This window comes from Aurantivibrio infirmus (genome assembly GCF_054767315.1).
Window position 1 is genome coordinate 532,358 of record NZ_BAAFSK010000002.1, and the last position, 19,582, is coordinate 551,939.

Annotated in this window: 16 protein-coding genes; 5 read left to right on the forward strand and 11 right to left on the reverse strand. The window is 43.0% G+C overall.

From position 1 onward, the window contains the following. Positions 1–18 precede the first annotated feature (18 nt). The 8 genes from ACYUCY_RS06090 to ACYUCY_RS06125 form a co-directional block, all read right to left on the reverse strand. Entirely contained in the window at positions 19–1,602 is a 1,584-nt protein-coding gene (locus ACYUCY_RS06090) for a PGAP1-like alpha/beta domain-containing protein (RefSeq protein ID WP_460225565.1), read from the reverse strand. Positions 1,603–1,784: 182 nt separating this feature from the next. Beyond that, the gene (locus tag ACYUCY_RS06095; RefSeq protein WP_460225566.1) at positions 1,785–2,639 is read right to left on the reverse strand and encodes a methylated-DNA--[protein]-cysteine S-methyltransferase; all 855 of its coding nucleotides are present in this window, start codon (positions 2,637–2,639) and stop codon (positions 1,785–1,787) included. 146 nt (positions 2,640–2,785) lie between these two features. After that, the gene (locus tag ACYUCY_RS06100) at positions 2,786–3,229 is read right to left on the reverse strand and encodes a YtoQ family protein (RefSeq protein WP_460225567.1); all 444 of its coding nucleotides are present in this window, start codon (positions 3,227–3,229) and stop codon (positions 2,786–2,788) included. A gap of 53 nt (positions 3,230–3,282) precedes the next feature. Beyond that, entirely contained in the window at positions 3,283–3,672 is a 390-nt protein-coding gene (locus ACYUCY_RS06105) for an MAPEG family protein (protein ID WP_460225568.1), read from the reverse strand. Positions 3,673–3,827: 155 nt separating this feature from the next. Continuing rightward, positions 3,828–4,133, reverse strand: a complete 306-nt coding sequence (locus tag ACYUCY_RS06110; protein ID WP_460225569.1) for a c-type cytochrome — start codon at positions 4,131–4,133, stop codon at positions 3,828–3,830. 271 nt (positions 4,134–4,404) lie between these two features. After that, complete coding sequence (locus tag ACYUCY_RS06115; RefSeq protein ID WP_460225570.1) at positions 4,405–6,282, reverse strand: outer membrane protein assembly factor BamB family protein; 1,878 nt, start codon at positions 6,280–6,282, stop codon at positions 4,405–4,407. Between the two features lie 160 nt (positions 6,283–6,442). Further along, the gene (locus ACYUCY_RS06120) at positions 6,443–7,129 is read right to left on the reverse strand and encodes a hypothetical protein (protein WP_460225571.1); all 687 of its coding nucleotides are present in this window, start codon (positions 7,127–7,129) and stop codon (positions 6,443–6,445) included. A gap of 224 nt (positions 7,130–7,353) precedes the next feature. Further along, entirely contained in the window at positions 7,354–10,278 is a 2,925-nt protein-coding gene (locus ACYUCY_RS06125) for a TonB-dependent receptor domain-containing protein (RefSeq protein WP_460225572.1), read from the reverse strand. Positions 10,279–10,832: 554 nt separating this feature from the next. Here ACYUCY_RS06125 and ACYUCY_RS06130 point away from each other — a divergent pair. Together ACYUCY_RS06130 and ACYUCY_RS06135 are read left to right on the forward strand one after the other, a co-directional pair. After that, positions 10,833–11,516, forward strand: coding sequence for a hypothetical protein (locus tag ACYUCY_RS06130; protein WP_460225573.1), 684 nt, complete (start codon positions 10,833–10,835; stop codon positions 11,514–11,516). Positions 11,517–11,519: 3 nt separating this feature from the next. Next, positions 11,520–12,599 carry a cellulose-binding protein gene (locus tag ACYUCY_RS06135; RefSeq protein WP_460225574.1) on the forward strand — a complete coding sequence of 360 codons (1,080 nt, stop codon included), beginning with the start codon at positions 11,520–11,522 and terminating at the stop codon, positions 12,597–12,599. Positions 12,600–12,666: 67 nt separating this feature from the next. Here ACYUCY_RS06135 and ACYUCY_RS06140 read toward each other — a convergent pair whose 3' ends face one another. Beyond that, positions 12,667–13,143 carry a hypothetical protein gene (locus ACYUCY_RS06140; protein ID WP_460225575.1) on the reverse strand — a complete coding sequence of 159 codons (477 nt, stop codon included), beginning with the start codon at positions 13,141–13,143 and terminating at the stop codon, positions 12,667–12,669. Between the two features lie 339 nt (positions 13,144–13,482). Between ACYUCY_RS06140 and ACYUCY_RS06145 the strand changes: the two genes are divergently transcribed. Further along, on the forward strand, positions 13,483–14,934 hold the full coding sequence (locus ACYUCY_RS06145; RefSeq protein WP_460225576.1) for a serine hydrolase domain-containing protein: 1,452 nt from the start codon (positions 13,483–13,485) through the stop codon (positions 14,932–14,934). Between the two features lie 71 nt (positions 14,935–15,005). Here ACYUCY_RS06145 and ACYUCY_RS06150 read toward each other — a convergent pair whose 3' ends face one another. Together ACYUCY_RS06150 and ACYUCY_RS06155 are read right to left on the reverse strand one after the other, a co-directional pair. Beyond that, positions 15,006–16,124 (reverse strand): alpha/beta hydrolase family protein, encoded by a 1,119-nt coding sequence (locus tag ACYUCY_RS06150; RefSeq protein ID WP_460225577.1) that lies wholly within the window; start codon positions 16,122–16,124, stop codon positions 15,006–15,008. Between the two features lie 529 nt (positions 16,125–16,653). After that, positions 16,654–17,379 carry a helix-turn-helix domain-containing protein gene (locus ACYUCY_RS06155; RefSeq protein WP_460225578.1) on the reverse strand — a complete coding sequence of 242 codons (726 nt, stop codon included), beginning with the start codon at positions 17,377–17,379 and terminating at the stop codon, positions 16,654–16,656. Between the two features lie 144 nt (positions 17,380–17,523). On the opposite strand from ACYUCY_RS06155, the gene ACYUCY_RS06160 reads away from it, so the two are divergent. Both ACYUCY_RS06160 and ACYUCY_RS06165 read left to right on the forward strand, forming a co-directional pair. Then, a complete protein-coding gene (locus tag ACYUCY_RS06160; RefSeq protein WP_460225579.1) occupies positions 17,524–18,186 on the forward strand; it encodes a PspA/IM30 family protein in 663 nt (220 codons plus the stop codon). Next, on the forward strand, positions 18,183–19,508 hold the full coding sequence (locus ACYUCY_RS06165; protein ID WP_460225580.1) for a hypothetical protein: 1,326 nt from the start codon (positions 18,183–18,185) through the stop codon (positions 19,506–19,508). Before ACYUCY_RS06160 ends, ACYUCY_RS06165 begins: the two co-directional genes overlap by 4 nt. Positions 19,509–19,582: the final 74 nt, after the last annotated feature.

The following is a 19,582-nucleotide window of genomic DNA, read 5'->3' on the forward strand; positions in this document are numbered from 1 at the left end:
ATTTGTTATTTGTCTTTTTTACCGCGAGCTACTCGAGTTAATGAGTTCAGGGTATTTTTGTTGAAAAATAATCCAAGACTTTTCTAAATCTGTTGCCGCTTTTATATTGCCTTTTGCGGAGTTAATGAATTGTGTTTGAAGTGGGTGTATAGATTCAATTTCTCCGTCAACAAGAGCACTCATGTATCTCCCAGAAATCCGAATTATGTATCGCGAAAGAGGATCAATGGAGGGATCTTCTGGTAAATCGTAACCGCCTTTAAACAGTATTTCTAAATGGGATTCTGGATAAGGTCCTTTTACTTGGTAAATCGCATTCAGAATGTAATCTATGGCATGATCGTTTTCAAGAATTCCTGAGTGGGTATCATCGAAGCCAAATTGCTCTGTCGCTTGGTCTTGTGCTTCCCGGCGCAATTGGCTGGACAATGTTACGACTCCATCGCTATTTTCACCGAATTTTAAAGTGCTGATATTGTTGTAAGCATATAAGAGTTGATAATTGATAGACTCGGGTAAGGATTTTCGAAATAGATTTTTTATAAATGGATTACCCGGATTTAGATCCCGCCAAGCGGGGAGAACAATAAAACTGTGTTTTTCACCTAAAGCTGCGGCTGTGTGTCCATTCAATGGACTAGCAATGGTAAATAGTAATGCTATAGTATTTTCCTTCTCGTTGTTCTCATACTGATTGATTGCCTCTCTTACTACCAACCCACCCATGCTGTGCGCGACGATAATTAAAGGTGTCTCGTCGAGGCGTGCAACTTGACCAGAAAGAAAAACGCTATAAAACGTTTTTGCCAGTTGATTTAGATCACTGCCGGAAGGGTAATAAAAAAACCAGGGTTTGTATCGATTACGATCTAGTTTATCGACAATAGGTTTAAACTGTCGGACACTCCCGCCGATTCCGTGTACAAAAACAACCGGGATTTTGTATGGAACGTCTTCTTCAAGTGCAAAAAAAAGCGTTTTTGCTTTATCCAAAAAAGCGGCTGGCTCATACATGCCCAAAGTTCCCATGCCGGTTTCGAAGATTTCGTCGTCAAAGCTTCGGATTGTTCCGCTTGGGAAAAAAAATGATTCTTGGGATTTGATTTCTGTGGTTTTTGCAACGCTTTCGATTTCACTAATTGTTATAGGAGTGTTTAGCGCGATTTCGACTTTATCAATAACGTTATCCGGTGCTGTAATTTTATTTAGAGTGACGATTTTTTGTCCCACGATTTCGTTATTTTCAAACATCGAATTATGGTTGCTATCCATAAAAATTATCAGCTGGTAAATTCCTGCTGGAAGATTTAAACCGAAATGAGTGCCGGCGTTAGTAAAAAACATAACATCGACGAGCTCGTTTTTTTGAAATTTATCTGAATAAGCTGCAATTGCTAAGGAGGCGGACGGGCAATCACAGGTTTCGTCAAGGGCGCGACCAATCACATAATACGTTTCTTGGTCAATCATATGTTTTAAGTTTTTTTGGCGGGGTTCAGTTCTTTGCGCTCGTGAATACGCTTCTTGTATTGATGCGTATTTCACCAGGGTACAGCCACAGAGTAATACCATAGTAAGCGCAAATAATATGCATTGTCTCATTCTTATTCCGAATTTCATTGTAGCTATGGGAGGCGATGAGATATTACAGTTTGGAGGTTTTAAATAAAAGTATTGGGTGCGAATTGGGTTGATGTGCGTCAAATTATTTGTGTAAGTCCAATTTCAGCCAATAAGTTCAATATAGATAGGAGACAAAGCGAATGAGCTCAAGCAAGAAAAGACTAATGCGGTGCCAAAAAACGGCTACTTTCCCAGCAAATCATTGCCGCTTTTCGGGCATCTCCCCAGCGATAATTATTAAGTACCCCGGTAGCGCGTATTACTCGATGGCAAGGTATAAGCAATGCGATATTGTTTTTAGCGATTGCTGATGCGACGGCGCGAACAGAAGTGGGGCTTCCTAGTTGTTCAGCGACCTGTTGATAGGACTTGATTTGTCCTTGTGGAATTTTTAACAAAGCCTCCCATACTTTTAGTTGAAAGGGGCTGCCTTTTAGAACAATTTTTAGCTCACGTTTATCGTTGTTTGGTAAAAAAATATTTTCAAATAACTTTTTGGTTTTGTCTTGACTCTCAATAATGTCGGCATTTTCCCATTCATTTTGTAATTCCTGTAGGACCTTTTTCTCCTCGTTTTTTGCATCAAAAAAAGATATTTTGCAAATGCCTCGATGCGTACTGGCGATAAAACAATAACCGAAGGGAGAGGGGTGGGTGCCGTAAGATATTGTTAGCCCTTCGCCGGAGCGGCGATATTCGCCAGGGGTGACGCTTTCACAGCTGATCAATAGATCGTGAAGTCTTCCGCTACCACTTAATCCGCTCAACAGTGCTGCATCAAGAACTGAATTATTTTTCAGCATTTGCTTTGCGTGTTCTTTGGTTAAGAATTGAAGAAATTGTTTTGGCGATACGCCTGCCCATTCGCTAAATAGGCGTTGCAGATGAAACTCACTTATAGTTAAGTGCTGTGCCAATTCGCTGAGTTGTGGCTGAGATTGTTGATGCGCGATGAGATAGTGAATAGCTTTAGCTATGCGCTGATAGTTGGTATGTTGTTCCAAATAATTGCTCATCAAAGCCTCAAGTAAGAAGAATCGACGTTAAGTATTCTGGTAACGAGGAGGGCCCCATTCGATTCGTTCGATGAATAAAATACTTGAGGATGATGGATTGTTAGAGGTGTCGAATCAACCCGATTCTTGCTAGACGTTCCCTGCTTTTATTTCTTTGTCAGCGTATATTTCAATATCTCTACGACTTGTTCTGGCGTCGTCGCCCATGCCATCGCTGCGGCATCAACTTCTTTTAAGGGGTGGATAATCGCTTGATCGTGCAGGGTAATGTAAGGTGTGCCAAGTGCAGCGCAATAGCCAGCATCAAATGCCGCGTTCCACTGCTTGTACTTGTCTCCAAAACGCACGATTGCGAGATCACAGTTTTCTAAGGCCGTTCTAATGCGGATTGCATTCACTTTTGCCGATTTATGATCCCGCCAAAAAGGATTGTTTTCAGTACCGAGTAAATCACCGGCAGCATCGCTGGCATCGTGGTCAGTAACTGCTGAAGTAAATTCAATACTCAAGTCTGATGCTTCGCATCCATTGATTATTTTTTCTCGCCAATCGGTATGAATTTCTCCGGATAAATAAACTTGAAAATCCACGGCATCCTCATTTAGTAATTTTATTTATGAAAGTTTTCTAAATTATTACTTGTTTATTGGTTAATTAAACTTAAGACGGCGCCGACCAATCCGCCGAGTAATAAAATAACGATAGGAAGCCCGCTGAGCATCGACCCTAGTTCTCTTGATTTCGGATCTTTAACATAACCTTTTAAGTAAAGTGCTCGACCGATAATAAAGACTACGCCAAGACCTGCGGCCACGTCGGGTCTAATGTAATAAGCAAATAATACAATGCTGGGGATGAAAGTTATCAGCGATTCCAGAGTATTTTGATGGACACGATTGAAGCGTTCAAAAATAGGATCACCACTCATCGCAGGTGCGGGTACTTTATATTTTGCCCGGGCTCGACCGACAAGGGCGCTAAAAACGATATATTCAATAAGTGCCAGCGCAATGACGATTGCAACAAGTTCCATAAGACTTCCCCGGATGATGATGTGTTTAGAAAGAAAGCCGAGAAGATTAACAGGAAAAGCCAGCTAAATTAACCGTTAATTATAATGCTTGCTCGTTAAGCCATGACACCAGCCAATATGGCTATTCAAAACAGGAATGTTGGCAGATAGCTAGGTTATTTTTTTATGGGTAGTTTAGAGAAATATTCCGCTACGGCATTGATGTCTTCATCACTTAAATCACTGGCTACTTTTTTCATTGTGCTGTCTTCAACGATCCCCGCCCGATGCCCTTTGAGCTTGCCGATGATTAGCTGCTTTTCCATCCCTGCAATCGCCGGCCATCCCGCCATCCCCGGTAAACCTGCTGAAGAATGGCATAACGAGCATCGTGCTATTAGGTTATCGATATTAACTGTGTTGGATTGTGCGCAGAGTCCAAAGCTAGCAAAAGTAAGCACCAAAAGAACCAAAGATTTCATTCGACAACTCTCCTAAGGGTAAATACAAGGCAACTTTGATCAATATAATACAAAATCCAAATAATCTATTGATTTAAAACAACAGCCCATCAGTAGCTTCTCCGAATATGATTTCGTGAGTTGATCCGATTATTTTTTGCAGGAGGGCGATTTATTCAATGTGTCGCTTACCCCCAGGAATGAATAGCTTCGACCCTAAGGCCGAAGTTGTTCATCGGAATAGATATTCTGGCGTAGCTTATTGAATTTTCTTAAAAACTTTTTGTAATTTTTATTCTGCTGATTTTGGTCGAAAAGCTAATAAAACATTGCCGGCTGCTTGACCAAAACGCGAGTAACCTGATTGCACGAAGAGCGTACCATTTGCGGCAATATACGGTGCGGAGTCGAGGGAGCCACCATTGCCCTCTACATCATTGACGGTATCGAAATCTTTTACAGTGTTATAGCTCCATAAAATTTCGCCATTTTTTGCATCGAACACTCGGAGGATTCCATCCACCGAGCCTTGCACAACTGCGCCGTCAACGACGATTGGGGCTGGAGAATAACCGAGTCGGTTTTCGCAAGCGGGAAAGCGTTCTTTTCTATCACCACTACAATCGCCGACTGCAGCATAACTCCACACACGTTCGCCAGTTTCCAAATCCAAAGCATGTAAGCCAGGTTCTGCATCGGGACGGCTTTCTGAAGCGGGGCGATCATTACTGGGTGCAAAAACTAATTTTCCATCTGTTGCGGTGCCCCAATGAATGCCGCCCATAGCGCTGCCGAGTCCGACTTGTGTTGACCAAACTAGCTCACCATTTTTGTCGGGATCAAGTGCCCATACGGTTCCTGATTTTTGACCGACAACAAGTAAGTCGCTGCCGTCTTTTCTTTGCGTAATCATAACGGAACCACCGAAATCATAATCGAGCACGGTCGCTTCGTCACCGAAGTCGCAGTTGGCTCCGCGTCGACATGCATAGTTCCAGGCGTCTTTCGGTGTTGCTTGAAAAACCCATTTTTGTTCACCGGTATCAAGATCAAAAGCAATAATTGCGTCGGAAGTATTCGTTACGGGTAAGGAATTATTTTCACCGGTACCGATGTAAAGAACATTTCGCTTCTCATCGATAGAAGGTGAACTCCAAATTGGCGCTCCTGAAGGCCCCCATAATTGTGCACCGGCGCGGTTTAATTTTCGTTTAGTTGCGTTTGGCATGGTATGGCCAACCCATAATTTTTCACCGCTTTTTAAATCCAGTGCTACAACAGCACCATGTGCTTTGCAGCATTCGTAACTATCTTCACGCGTGTAATTAATTTCAACTGCAGATAAAGGCGCGAAAACGCGGCCGTTGTAAATGACCGGTGTTCCGGTAATTCTGTTTGATTCATGAAGTTTTATATCGCTGCGCCAAAGTTGCTCGCCGGTGCTTGCGTCAACGGCGACAACCGATCCTGTGGTATCCCCAGCAACGATAACGGGTTTACCTTTTTCTATCTCACCGTAGCTTAGTGATGAGCGTAAGGGTAAAGCTGATTCGTATTGCCATTTTACGCATCCGCTTTGCGTATCTAATGCGAACATTTTTCCCGCATCGGCGGTTGCAATAAAAAGTGTTGAGCCAGCGACGACAGGCTGGGATCGCATCGTCGGAGTTTGTGGAAACGCGACCGCCCAAGCGAGTTCTAAATTGGCGAAGTCCTTAGTTTTTAGACCAGATTGTTCCGCACTTTGAAAACGTAGATTTTTATCGCCGAGTCCAAAAGTGGTCGCAATCGGTTTTGCATGTGGATCGATATTGGCGACATCCTTCCCGCACATTGCAGTTTCGAGCCAGGCATTGGTATCTTCTTGTCCAAGCGCTAACCATTCGACGAGTTGTACCCGTTCTTCTGCATTTAAATTTTTCGCCTGAATTTTCATATAGCCAATATTTATGGCGTATTCCACAGTGGAACTGTTGAGCCTCTTTAAGCTTGATAGGGCAGGCGCGCGCGTTGCTTCTGGGTTGTTGTGACAGGCCGCGCAGTGAGTGTTATACACTTTGCTGCCGGGGTGTGTTGAATCTTGATTGGCGTCGGTGGCGCTAGTTTGCGTGTAGGCTAGCGACGCCATAAACATCCCTGATAGGCAAGTGATTATTTTAGTTATGGTCATCTAGAATTCCCTCGTGAACTTAAGCGCTAATATTGCCTCCTGAAGATTCGTTTGAATATGCGCTACGAGGTTAATTAAGGTAAATCTGAGAAATAAACGAGGTCGCCGAGAACTCTCTCGGTGTTTTGTTCACCGCTGAAATACTTACTTCAGGTCTAATCTAATCCGAAAGCTTTTCTTCGATCTTGTTTCCGATAACCGGAAGCGATGTGATTACGTCGACGGTTCTATCGCTGGCCTTTTTAACCACATTGTGAAGCAATCGAGAGGGCGCTACTTTTGTGCTGTGGTCACCATTGCATGGCGAGCCATTAAAATATAAATGAAACGAGCGGGCATAAACCGCTTCTGTCTTGCCAAATTTATTTTCATTTAAGCCCTGAATTAATTCTTGATTAATGTCGTTGTCACAAGAACAACTTAAATAACCCTCATTCTCATAACAATGGTCATGTTTTTTACAAGCTTGGTCCAGTAGGTCGATAGGTTCGTCGGCAAGGCTCATATCTTTAGGGTGATTTGCGCCGCACCAGTTTCCATAAACAGGCATTACTCTTTGTGTCAAAGAGGGTTTTTCTATCTCTTGTGGTGAGTTTTTTTCGCTTTCTAAATCTAAAATTTCTGGGTTTTTAATCTCGGAAAAATTATCAATAACCTCAGAAGTATTCTCGTTTAATTTAACTGATTGAGCTTCGATAACACTTTCATCGGTGTTGGCAATATCGATCACGTCGCCGTCGTTTGCGAATGAATAGAGCGGCAGGGTAGACAGTAAAGTGCTTATAAATAAAACAGTAGTTTTTCTCAAAAATTTAGCAGACATCCTTGCATCAATTATTGTATTCATCACCTTGCCTTCCTTATTTAAATTGGTCTTTACGCTGGCTCGTGATCCTGAAAAGATCTCGTCCGTGTAGTTAATTACGGGATGCAGAGAATAGCTTATTCGGCTGCGAAGTGAAAATACGAAAATTCCATAAAAAATAGTCGCCACCTTTACAAAAGTCACTTTCAGTAAAAAAAAAGCCCCGAGATCCGGGGCTTAAGCGTTCTTGTGGAGGTGGTTAAAGCCTAAAAGTTTACATTCAAACCTAGGAAAAAGGCTCTACCCAGAGGGTCGTACGTGGCGGGGAAGGTGTTACCACTGTTCTCTAAAGTACCACCGTAGTCGTTGCCCACGATGGGTGGTTCTTTGTCGAACATGTTATCGATTCCCATGCGAACCTTCCAATTCTCGTTAAAGGTAAATGAGGCGGAAAGGTCAAAATAACTATAGGAAGAAATGTCAGGTTCCGCATAATCAGCTTTTGAGGCGCCACCCAATTTAATTTCATCTTGTTGCAAATCGTCCAGATAACGCCAAGTTAAATTGAGTTGAAATTCTTCGAACTCCCAAGTTGTTGTTTGTGTCCAGCGAAATTTTGGATCAGGACTGATACAAGTATTTCCAACGAGCCCCACACAATCATAGGCGGCCGTACCTTTCGCTGATTGAAATTCATGTTCGAAAGTATAGGTACCAAGTAATGCCAACTTAAGGCTGCCTGCGTTTTCAAAATCTAAAGCATAATTTGCTGCGAAATCGATGCCGTTTACGCTTTCTTCCGCAGAATTTAATAGCGATACGCTAACACCGGTATCGTTACCACCTTGTAATGAACCATTCAAAGGGTTTCGAAAAATCCGTGAACATAATGGACCGGTCGCAACTTGCTCTTGATTATAACAACCGTTTACCACTTCTTGTTCAGCAAGCTGAGTAATGACGTTTTCGATTGTGATGTCGTAATAATCTAATGACAGTTCCAATCCCGGAATGTTACTGGGTGTGTACACCAAGCCAAGTGTATAAGTATCTGCCTCTTCTGGTTCAAGATTTGGATCGCCACCGAGGAAGTTATTAATCTGTCCGGAAATAATACTATTCACCGTTCCGATTGAACCCGCGGGTACGCCGGTTGCGATACACAAAGCGGTTAGCTGAGGATTTCCAACAGGATTACTACCTTCACAAGGGTCGACATTGAGATCTCCCGTGCTTGGTGTTAGCGGCAAACCGATCTCACTTAAATTTGGTGCTCGGACTGCATGTTGAAACATTGCCCTGGCTCTTAAGCCTTCAACAATTGTCCAATCGCCGCCAATTTTGTAACTGGTATTATCAAAATCATTATTGAATTTTCCTGTTACTGTATTGGCCGTGTTTTCGTATTGTGCAAAACGAACCCCGGCTTCAATATTGACGTTATCTAAAACCGGAATCATTAATTCGCCGAAAACTTCTTTTATTTTTAATTCAGAATCAACCGGTGAGCTGGTACCAAAACCGATACTGTCGCCACCGCTATAAACATCGTAGTTCGCATCAGGTTTATTTTGTGCTTCATCATTTCTGTATTCGAAACCAAAAGAATAAGAAAGTGGTAACTCGGCACTAGGAATAGTGAAACCAGTTTCTCCAGTGAGTGTTGCGCCTAATACAAATTGTTCGGTGTCGTTAACTTCAGAGAGGTCAAGGCGAATATATTGCGCGGCGGCTTGACTAAGATTGCCGGCACCGAATAAATTTGCGGGACTGCAGGCCGGATTACCGCTACTGCATTCGATCGTACCCCCGTTGTCAACCGCGCTTAGCGCTTCTGTTACTCGCGCACTTGAAACATCATTTAAAAATGCTTGGGTTCGGTCGGTTTTGCCATATTGTGCGAAGGCTTCCCATTCCATGGTTTCGCCAAGGTTTCCGTTTAAACCAAATACAAACTGAGTGGCCTCGTTTTCATAAAGCGAATCTCTAGTACCTAGTTCAGTTAATCGTCGGCCAAAAGATATATCGACAATACCATCACCCGCAGTGGCGGCGAGAGCATTACAACCAACCAGAACATCGTTTGCATCGAATACGGGATCATCACATTCGTTGTTGTCGACAGTGGTAAAACGTGCGACTGCTCCGGCACCCAAGTAGGGGTTGTTGAGGTAATCGATTGAATAGTTATTAAAGAACGTTCCGGTGGGCGCAATGATGGTATTGATCTCATTTTTTGCGTAGGAGATTCGAGTGAAGCCCGTCAAAGAATCCGTAAAATCAAAGTGTCCCAATATCGTTGCGGTTTGTTTTTTCTGGGGTGTTTGATAAAGGTTAAATGGGTTGAAATTAAATGTGTTAAAAAAGGATACCGTATTTCCCATCGGATCGAATTGCACAAAACCTTCTTCGGCATCGCCAGGAAAGCTTCCATCGGCAACTGAGCCACCGGGGACGGTCGCACTACCGACGGGACTTAATAGATCATCTAAGGTTTCCTCGCCGAAAGGCCGTTCAGCTTGAGTAAGGGCATCTTGATCGGTGTAGCCCATATTGAAAACGATGTTACCTCGACCATCCGCAAAATTTTTGCCCAAGGTCAAACTGTAGTCTTGGCGCTTAGCATCGTTTTCACCGGTTTGTGAAGTCGAGACATTAAACTCTACGCCTTCAAATTCATCATTCATTATGAAATTGACGACACCGGCAACTGCGTCGGTTCCGTAAACGGCGGATGCACCCCCCGTTACAATTTCTACTCGGCTCACTAAGCTTGTTGGAATCATGCCGAGATCAACGAAACCCTGATAATCGTAGGGAGTGAAGCGTTTACCGTCGACCAATACCAAGGTACGTTCTTCGCCTAAATTTCTCAGATCAACGGTAGCTGAGCCATCATTACCATTATTTGAGTTTGCTCCCACGCCGGCGACGAATTGCGGTTGATCGCGCAAAAATTCCTCCATGTTAGTGACATTAGCCGAACGAATAATTTCTTGATCGATTACGGAAATAGGGGAGTTAGCGGTGAGGTCTCGGCGTGGAATTCGTGACCCGGTGACAGAGATTTCTTCGATAGCTGATATTGCTGAATCGCTTTGAGCCAGGGCTTTAAAAGCCAGCGGATTTAGTAAGGCAAATATCGCTAAACTCAAAATCTTGTGTTTGTGCGTGGATAAACTTGTATTCATGAAGAACCCCCAATCTATTAGTTGATAGCGGTTGGACGAATAGTGCAGGGGCCCCCTCAATTTTTCGTGGAGAAAATTGTGTAAAGTTTAAATATCTATAGACCGCTGTCGCGTAAATATTCTTTTCGGCTTTAGCCCGAAAGGGCTAGGCCAACAACCATTGCTTATATGAGCCCCGTTCAAATCATGTGGTTAGAGACACCTAGGTGAGAATAGTAAGTCACTTTTTTAGTGTTTAATTTTTAAATTTAATATTGAAGCAAAAGGATAAGGAAATATTCACTGAGTACATTTAGCAAATGTTTTTTATGCTGAAGATTAAAAGGATAGCTGTTATAGATTGCGAGTAATTTTGGAGCTTTATTTGGCGAAAAAAATGTTCAGTAATTAGGCCATAAAAAAATTATAAATTATTTTTTTGTAACGCATATCTCAAAATTGAAACAGCCAGCCGGCACGAGTTGAATGGAATTTTAGATTATGTTTCTATCTATAAAGTTTTATGCCGTCAGCTAAATTTGGGTGGCGATGAGAGTGGAAGTAAAGGCACAAGGATGTACACAAAAACAACATCGACGACGCACCGATTGTTCTGGACCCTTTTGTTTTCCGTTATAGTTATTTCGTGTTTAGTTATAGTTCTTACGGCTTGTTCTAGGGAAACCTCGCCGGTTGAAATTTCTTCAACAAAGACCGCATCCAGTCAACATACTCTTCAGCAGGCTTCTAGTACAGGTCCCGCTTCCTTATCTGCTTTAAGTGAAATCGATAGTTCTTGGTTAAATTTGATTATCCCAGAAGGGTGGAGCGTGGCTTACGATAGGCAGCAACCCAATGGAAGCAGAGTTATATCAATAGATGCGGTAGGCGATGCCTTGTTAAATATTGAGTTATTTTCAAAAACACAAGTCGAGTCGTTATCCAAATCTGAAACGCTTGGTTTAGAGGCCTATACGACTCAGTACAATAAAACTTCGCAAGCGTTTGCCGTTTTGTCATCAAAAGAATTTACACCGACCGTGACGGAAATTTCACGCTTGGATTTAATTGGGATACGCGAGTTCGCTAATATTGATATGGCTGGTATCGATGCATCATACCTAAAAGAATTTTATTCAGTTGATTTTAAAAATGGTGGTCGAGGCTTTGTTGTAGTGGAGGCTTCTCCAGCAGAGTTTCGAATATTAGAAAATGATTTCGAGAAAATTTTGCAGCAATTAATCAATCACGGGAGATAAAACATGGATGGAGAAATCATTGCACGACTTGGCGTGCAGACTTACTTAGACAATAAGCAAGCGAGAAGCACCTCAAATATAGATTTTTTCAAAACACCGGAAGACAGGAAAATCGAATGGGATCAGTGTAATTTTGGTTGCCATCATCCTGGCTATCGAGTGTTGGATCGACCAGCGAAATACATGGATGTGATCAAAACCCTGGATTCATTAAGCCCTTTTGTAGCTGGTCTTGTTGATGGTTCCGCCCGAACAACATATGGCCTGGGTAAGGGCGTACAGCGTACTGGTGAAGGTCTCGGTTTAGGTGGAATGGATAAGATCTATACCGTCGGTGCGGAAAATCAAGCGATTTTTAATCTTGCTAAGGATTTGCTCGAAGGTATTCTAAGTTACGATCTTAATTTGGTTGATAATCCGCTCACTCAACTCATCATTAAAGTAGTTGATACCTATATGGCCTCAATTCCGCATTGGGTAACGGAGGAAGCGATTAGTCAGGGCAAGCTTATCTTTGAAGATACTTCTGCTTTGGGTCTATTGAAGCAGGCAATCAGTAAGGGGCTGATTCCCGCAATGTCTGATGTTGAAGCCCTTGACGTAGTGGCAATGTTGAGTTCTGCGGGGGTGCAAAGGTTTGCTGGGAAGCAAATAGGTAAAACGGTCGCAACGCGAGTAGCAACGATTATTGCCTTAACAATTGCGACCCGTTTGGCCGTGTCTATCGCTCAATCGAAACTGTATCGCAATTTTATAAAGATAAAAGTTGCCGGAGCAAAGTCTCCGAAAGGATTGACGGGAGTCTTGGTGACCTTATTGCAAGCGCAGGGCTTTTTAGGAACTGCTGCCGGGGCGAGCCGTAGGCTTAAAGAGAAATGCCCGCAAACCTGGCGTTACTTACGCAACAGCTTGAATGGAATTGATATGATTTATGTTTTTGCCGAGCCATTTTTGGATGAATTTGTTGCGCGTTTAAGCTTGTTAGAAAAAGATCCGGCTACTTTTATAGATGTCACTCGAAAATTGATCGAAGCTGGAAAGTTAAATAACATTTTTCTGCCACATTTATACGATAAAGCTTAAGTACTTCAAAAAAGGTCTCTAAGATTGTGTTCGAGACCTTTTTTCTTGCTGGTAATACCCTTTAATCTTATGCATCGCCTAGTTTTCTCCAGACAGAAATCAAATCGATTTCCCTTTCCCGTTCTATGCCAACCTTAATTTTGAAGTTTGGATTAGAATGTAGAATCCATTCCAAGGTTTCTGCGAGGCTAGTAGCGAGAGTTCTAAATTCTAATCCCTTGGCTACCGCCTTTTTGTCATCAATACAATAAATCCCTTGAACTGCTTTGGGCACCAGAAGCGGTAGTTCTTCCCAGTATTTTATTTCCTGTTCATTAATAAAATCTTCACTCAGTGTTACGAATTGTGTTGTTTGATTAGAAATTTTTTGGCAACACTTTAAAAAGTTTTCGAAAGTAAGGCCGTTTTGCATTCCCGTAGCATTATAGATGCCGGTTGCTCCTCTTTCGCCCAAGGCTATTACAAAGTTGGCTAAATCGCGGGCGTCGATGAGGCTAAGCGGGACTGATATATTTTCTGGTAGTACACATTCTCCACCCGCCATAAGCTTCCTTAACCAATAAACAAAACGGTTGGTATAGTCGTACGGGCCAACGACAATGCCTGCTCTGATCACCAAGGCTTTGCTTGATGTCGGACTAGTTGTTCAGCGCATCATTGCATACTTTGCATTTCTATCACCACACATTTATAGTCACACCAACTAGTTTGTTGTGCAAACTAGTTGGTGTCAAATGACAAGCTGGCGCTGAAGTGTGGTTGGGGTTTGTCGATTTAGATTGGAATTACTTCAAACATGGCTGCTGCAATCACTTCGATATCTGTTGGTGTGGGCCAAAAAATTATTTTTTTTCACAATAAAAATAAAAATTAAGGAGTATTTATGAGCATGCTTAATCGCTACGTAATGGCGACGATAACGTTGTCATTGTGTGTATCCTGCACCGCACAAACTCAAGAACAGGCAGCGCAAAGTTCGCAGTCGACGGCGACCAATTCTCGTCAGGCAACTGGCCTGGGTCGAGGCAGGCCAGATACGCCGCGTTATTTCGCATCGTCCGCAGCGGCGACGCGAGCGATTGCCATCTGTAGTGGTTTGTGGAGCGCCAACCAGACGATGGAGGACATTGATTTAAGTAGCCCTTTGCGCGCTGATGATGCAGAAAAATTTAACACCGACATTGATGAAAAAAACAAAACCGTTTCGATAACTTATGACAATCTTATGCCGCCGCGAATCGTAGTTTGGCGGCCGGTTTTGGGTTGTACGCAACTGCCGGTTGGAGCAACGAAGGAAAGTGCAAAATATCTCCCGCAGGTAAAGGATGATATTCGCCCGCCGAATTTGGATAACAAACCTTGGCCGCTGGGCGATCAAAATGCGCTTGCAAGTTTGCCAGCATCACAGCAAGCAGCACTTGATACGGTAGTAGCAAAGGCTTTTGATCAAGAAGCCTATGGTGGAACAACTTGGGGTGTCATTGTTGTAAAAGACGGGAAAATCGTCGCGGAAAAATACGCCTTAAATTTTGATAAGCACAAAGGTGCGCAAACGCATTCTGCGGCGAAAAGTTTTGCATCTTCTTTAGTTGGCATTGCGGTAAAAAAACATGGACTCGATATCAAAGCGCCCGGTGCATTAAAAGCGTGGCGCCGTCCTGGTGATCCCCGTGGACAAATTAGTATTGAGCACTTATTGCATATGAGTAGCGGGCTTTATGGTGAGGGGAATGGAAGTCCGCAAGCCGATATTTATTCTAATGGCACGACAGTAGAAGGCACCGCGGTAACTAATTTTTTAAATACTATGCCTGGCACGCGCTTTTTATATAACCCGCCGGATACCATGTTGTTGGTGCGTGCTGTGCGCGAAAAAATAAACAACGATGAAAAGTTTTGGGCGATGCCATTTACCGAATTGTTTTGGAAAATCGGTATGACTCGGACGGTGCCCTCAAGTGATTGGAATGGCGATTTTTTAATGTCGGGGCAAACCTACAGTACGGCTCGTGATTTTGCGCGCTTTGGTTTGTTGTATTTAAATAAAGGTAAATGGAATGGCGAGCAAATTTTACCGGAAGGTTGGGATGAGTATGTTAGCACCAAAGGTCCGGTACAGCCTGCGGGTTCGGGCGCGCGCTATGGTGCCCAGTTCTGGATTTATGATGGAATGGATGGTTTGCCAGATAAAGCCTACTCTCCAGCGGGAGGTCAAGGCCAATACGCCGTTATTATTCCTGAGAAAAATTTAGTGGTAGTCCGACGTGGTTACGATGGGAGAAGTAGGATTTCGATAACCAAATTTGCTGCGGACATTGCTGCAGTATTTGAATAGCCCTTAGACGCTAAAAAAAATGCCAGCAATACGCTGGCATTTTTATTACTGTTATTTAAATCCTGAAGTACTTATCCACCTAACAAGCCGCGACGTGGTGCAGGTGGTTCTGGCGGTGTCCAACTGCCGTTTTTAATTTTTCCACCTTTCGCTGACAGCGCAATTTCGATGATCTTGTCAGTGATGTTGGGCTCGTAGCCTTCCGTGTGACCTTTCATGAGTTTAACTACATCGGCAACCACACGGCCGTCTTTACAGTTCGGGTACTCATACACTTTTGCGCGGCCTGAACGAGGGTAATGGCCCCACGCATCGGTACCGGGATCTTGGCGAGTAGCGTCCCATACATAACCAGGTTTTTGATCGAGCACTTCTTCATGCTCAATACGGGCATCGCAAGAATATTTTTCTGCTAAAGGCGATTCTTTGGCGGGGATATTTTCGTATTCACCCACTGAATAGATAAATGAATAATCACATGCGCCGCCGGGAGGGCCTGATGCGTCAGGGCGTGGACGACGTGGGCGAGTTGGGGCTGCTTCTTGCGTTTGACCACTTTGCCAAACCGGTCTACCGCCGAAACCAAAACCTTCTGAACCCTCTGGCGTGATCGTTGGGCCTACTCGTCCACCAGACAAACTAATTCTCACGTCAACTTTGTCCTTCCAGTAATCGGTACAAACGATACGGCTAGACGTCGCTCCGCCCCAGCTATGGCCTGCCATGATAAAGCTTTCAACGTTTTCTTTACCGATCGTACCAACAACTAGGTCGACAATATTTTCTAAGTATTTGTCATCACCTGCGTCCCATGCGCGGTAAGGTGATCCCGGTGTAACGATAACTAATTTGTATTTATCTTTTACATCCATGACCGGCCAATAGTTGCGTTGCCAATTTGCATAAGAACCGCCGCCATGCAAACTCATAACTAAATGAACTTTGTCACCCTTTTTATAATCCGCTGGGCAATCGAGAAAGAACATACGACGCGTAAGATGCTCAACGTTATTGCCAGGTTGAGTAACAACGCCACTTTCACAATTTGCATCCGGACAATGCCAAGCAGGTTCCGGCGCATTACAGTTAACGCCTAGTAAAGTACCTTGTGCCATAGCTGCACCGACACCGCCAAATGTGAGCGTCGTAAGCCACGCGATTTTTTTGATAAGAAATTTGAATGAAGACATTGGAAGTATTCTCCTGTAGCCAAATAAAATGGTTATATTTATTGCTTGTTATTTTTAAGCTAGCGTATCAGTGGTTTTTTAAGGAGTCAGTCTATTGATATGAATCAATCGATTAAAAAATGTTTTACATTGGGGCTTATAATTTTTATTCACCCGTTGAAAACGGCTTAAGATTACCACTGGCGTTGTTAAGTTGCCAAACGCTTCGAGTAAAGGACTGTAATATATATACAGAATTTACCTGCAGAACGCCGGTTGCTTGCAGGTAAAAACCAGGTGGAAGTTTACCGGAAAAAAACACGAACGTGTCAAGGTAATCGAGATGAAAACAGTCCAAGCGGACTGCAGAATAATCCCTGGTTAAAATTGAAAACGATTTCTGTTTTATGTTGTGAAGCTTCTCATGATGTGGGCATATCAATAATAAAACTGTTTTCTAAATTGGTAGGCTCTTAGCTATCGAGTCAAGTATGTGCCGCTTGTCGTTCAAAAAAATCGGCGCATAAAAGAATAATATTGTTGGGGTGCACTATTTCACATAGGGAGCAAGAATCGAGAATTCCCATTCTCTGAATGCCATTATTAAGCCTACACTTTTTCGTTTGTCCCAGGGAATTTGTCTGTCTCGCTTATGAAGTTGAATGAACTCTTGTGATAATACTTGCAGTCGGTTATGAATAATTGCTTGCGATTTTTCGCTCAATAATCCGAATAAAAACAAACGGCCTTGTTGATCAAAATTTCCGGATAGAAATTCTTTTTCAATGGCTTTTTCATAAAAGCGCTCAATGGGCCCCTTCGGTATCCAAGTAAAATTAGGGTCCACACGCAGTTTAATTTTATTTTCTGGTAACAAATCAATCACTTTTAACCTATCGAGTTTGGCAAGGCAGCGAATTAGATCACTTTCTCCTATATGGTGGTTTTTTAATATTTCTTCGAAGTTCAATTCATTGCGAACACAAACCGCGACGAGTAATAGCTTGGTGTCAGCTACGAGTTCTTGTTCTTGATCTTCCGTTAAGCGCTCGATTCGCTGTCGAGATTCTTCGTAGAGTTGAAATAGATCGCTGAGGTCCATGTTTATTAATCGGCAAATGGCTTCAATACGATCTAAGGTGATGCGCTCAGAAGCAAACATTCGTTTTACATTGGCTTCGCTCATGTCCAAGCCTACGGCCACTTCTGCGTAAGTAAGAGGGTGGCGGCGGAGGGCTGACTTTAAGTTGTTAATGACGGCGGGTGTCTCGGCCATATCTACTGACTCCGGGTTCATAAGGCGTAAAAGTCTACAAATAATATACCAATAGTCGATAAAAGGTATACATTGGATAAATGGGTATATTTTACAGCTGATGGACTTAATACTCCTCCTCGTCTTAACAAGGAGGAAATCCCCATGACATTATTAAAAAGAACCTTTTCAAGTCTCTACGCCAAGATCGACCTTTTAGTGGGGGAGATCGAAAATCACGACGCTTTAATTCAAGCGGCCATCGTGGAGCAAAAGAAAAAAATCTCTGCGGCTAAGGTGCAATCCCGCCGTCTTAAAAACAGCGAGCAAGCGTTACGTGAACAAATTGCCCAGCTGTCTATCAACGAACGACGGTGGACTCAACGCGCCGTAAAAGAAGCATCAAGAAACGAAGCTCAAGCTTTAGCATGTCTACAGCGGCGTCAAGACAATCGCAGCCAGCTTGTGAAGTTGAATCAAATGCGGGATGAGTACCAACAGAGTATTCGTCGAATGAGTGAAAATATTACGCAATGCGAAGAGGATCTCAATGCGATGATTCAAAAGCATGAAATGTTGCGAGCGCGTCAATCCACCGCAGAGGCGATGCAGCTAATTGATCAGCAGGGCAATCTAATCTTGGGTGAAGTCGAAAATAGTTTTGATCGCTGGGAAATTAAAATTTCTCAGGGTGAAACGTTGGTCGATCCAGCTATTGATGTCGATGAGTTGGAGCAGGAATATCTCAGTGAAGAAAATGAGCTGCAATTGCGCAGTGAATTAGCGGAGTTACTTAAGGAAAATAAAATTCAAGGAGGTGATCAATGAACATCAAAAACCAAATTGATTGTGAAAAAGAAAGCGAAATGCTAACGAAGAGCCAAGGTTGGTTGGCGAAGATGCCCGGTCTGTTACGAGGGTTTGGCGCTGCGGCAGTATTGTTTTCTCTCTACACCTTTTTATTTAGAGGCTGGGAGGGTAGCGGGGATCTATTTCGCTATATGATGTTGTTGGCTCATACCGGGCTACTAACAATTATTGCCTTAACAAGTGGGTATTTTTTTCGTGAAGGAAAAAGTCCTCGATTATTGTTAATGCTCTCATTAGTTTCGGTGCCAGTAAATTTCGCCATTCTTGGTGCATTTATTTTTTCAGGAATGAGCGACGCCAATCCGCTGGATTATCCGAGTTTTGTTGCTTGGTCGGTTGGTGATTTGTCAGCGGCATTGCAATTAAGTATCGCAGCGCTTGTGGTTCTAATCCCGGTTATTTTTATTGGTTTTAGAGCACTCGCGCGCGGGATGAGCAAATCATTGAGTACTTTGTTTGTGATGGGTAACTTGGCTCTACTGCTGCCAGTTCGTGATCCATTCTGGGTATTGCTGATGGCGTCTGGTTTGGGTGTTTATACATTATTTGTTTCATCCAAAACAGCTCGTCAACGCACTGAGTCAAAAACATTTGAAGGAATGATTTCAGTGTTGTTGCAATTTTTACCGGTAGGAATCTTGCTGGGCAGAAACTTATGGTTGTACTCTCCAGATTTATTTGTTTATACCGGGATATTAGCCATGCTGTTTATCGCACTCCGACATTGCTCACAGTTTATCAACGGCCTATCGACGTGGAGCATAGGTTTAGAGCTTACATCGGTACTCGTTGCCATAGCGACTGGTGTTAGTGGAGGTTTCGCTTCGTTGAATTCTGGAGCGCCGGAATCTATTGCACTGTTAATAGGAAGTGCGATTGCCGCTGGCATGACTTATGAAGTTGCGCACCGTGCAAAAACAATTGCTGAGCTATACAGGATTATTGCAGTGATTATTTTAGTTGCCGGTGTGCTGTTAAATTTGATGGTATTTGGTGGTTTAGGCAATGCCTTAGTTGGTTTGTCTGTCGGTTTGGCGGGAATTATTGCGAGCCATTATCTAAAACAGCGCTCTCTGTTTATAGGCGGTGTTGTATTGTCCTTTGTTGGTATCGTCGATTTGTTTATACATGGGCTACAGTTTTTCGATTTCGGGTATTGGGTAGCCTTGGTTGTCGTTGGCGTTATTGCAATTGTGTTCGCTTCGTTGCTTGAATCCAGCAACAACGTTAGCGGATCTTTATACAAATATAAGCAGCGTTATATAAATTGGTCATACTAGAACGCGACAATTGATCGCTAAACTTAAAAATACAAATGGCTAAGGGATCAAGGAAAGTGTGTAACATAATTTTA

Coding starts and splice junctions, on each gene's coding strand:
- ACYUCY_RS06140 (WP_460225575.1), bottom strand. CDS start 13,143: ATGGCGGGTGGAGAATGTGTACTACCAGAAAATATATCAGTCCCGCTT.
- ACYUCY_RS06110 (WP_460225569.1), bottom strand. CDS start 4,133: ATGAAATCTTTGGTTCTTTTGGTGCTTACTTTTGCTAGCTTTGGACTC.
- ACYUCY_RS06125 (WP_460225572.1), bottom strand. CDS start 10,278: ATGAATACAAGTTTATCCACGCACAAACACAAGATTTTGAGTTTAGCG.
- ACYUCY_RS06135 (WP_460225574.1), top strand. CDS start 11,520: ATGGATGGAGAAATCATTGCACGACTTGGCGTGCAGACTTACTTAGAC.
- ACYUCY_RS06165 (WP_460225580.1), top strand. CDS start 18,183: ATGAACATCAAAAACCAAATTGATTGTGAAAAAGAAAGCGAAATGCTA.
- ACYUCY_RS06120 (WP_460225571.1), bottom strand. CDS start 7,129: ATGAATACAATAATTGATGCAAGGATGTCTGCTAAATTTTTGAGAAAA.
- ACYUCY_RS06095 (WP_460225566.1), bottom strand. CDS start 2,639: ATGAGCAATTATTTGGAACAACATACCAACTATCAGCGCATAGCTAAA.
- ACYUCY_RS06090 (WP_460225565.1), bottom strand. CDS start 1,602: ATGAGACAATGCATATTATTTGCGCTTACTATGGTATTACTCTGTGGC.
- ACYUCY_RS06130 (WP_460225573.1), top strand. CDS start 10,833: ATGTACACAAAAACAACATCGACGACGCACCGATTGTTCTGGACCCTT.
- ACYUCY_RS06115 (WP_460225570.1), bottom strand. CDS start 6,282: ATGACCATAACTAAAATAATCACTTGCCTATCAGGGATGTTTATGGCG.
- ACYUCY_RS06105 (WP_460225568.1), bottom strand. CDS start 3,672: ATGGAACTTGTTGCAATCGTCATTGCGCTGGCACTTATTGAATATATC.
- ACYUCY_RS06150 (WP_460225577.1), bottom strand. CDS start 16,124: ATGTCTTCATTCAAATTTCTTATCAAAAAAATCGCGTGGCTTACGACG.
- ACYUCY_RS06160 (WP_460225579.1), top strand. CDS start 17,524: ATGACATTATTAAAAAGAACCTTTTCAAGTCTCTACGCCAAGATCGAC.
- ACYUCY_RS06145 (WP_460225576.1), top strand. CDS start 13,483: ATGAGCATGCTTAATCGCTACGTAATGGCGACGATAACGTTGTCATTG.
- ACYUCY_RS06155 (WP_460225578.1), bottom strand. CDS start 17,379: ATGGCCGAGACACCCGCCGTCATTAACAACTTAAAGTCAGCCCTCCGC.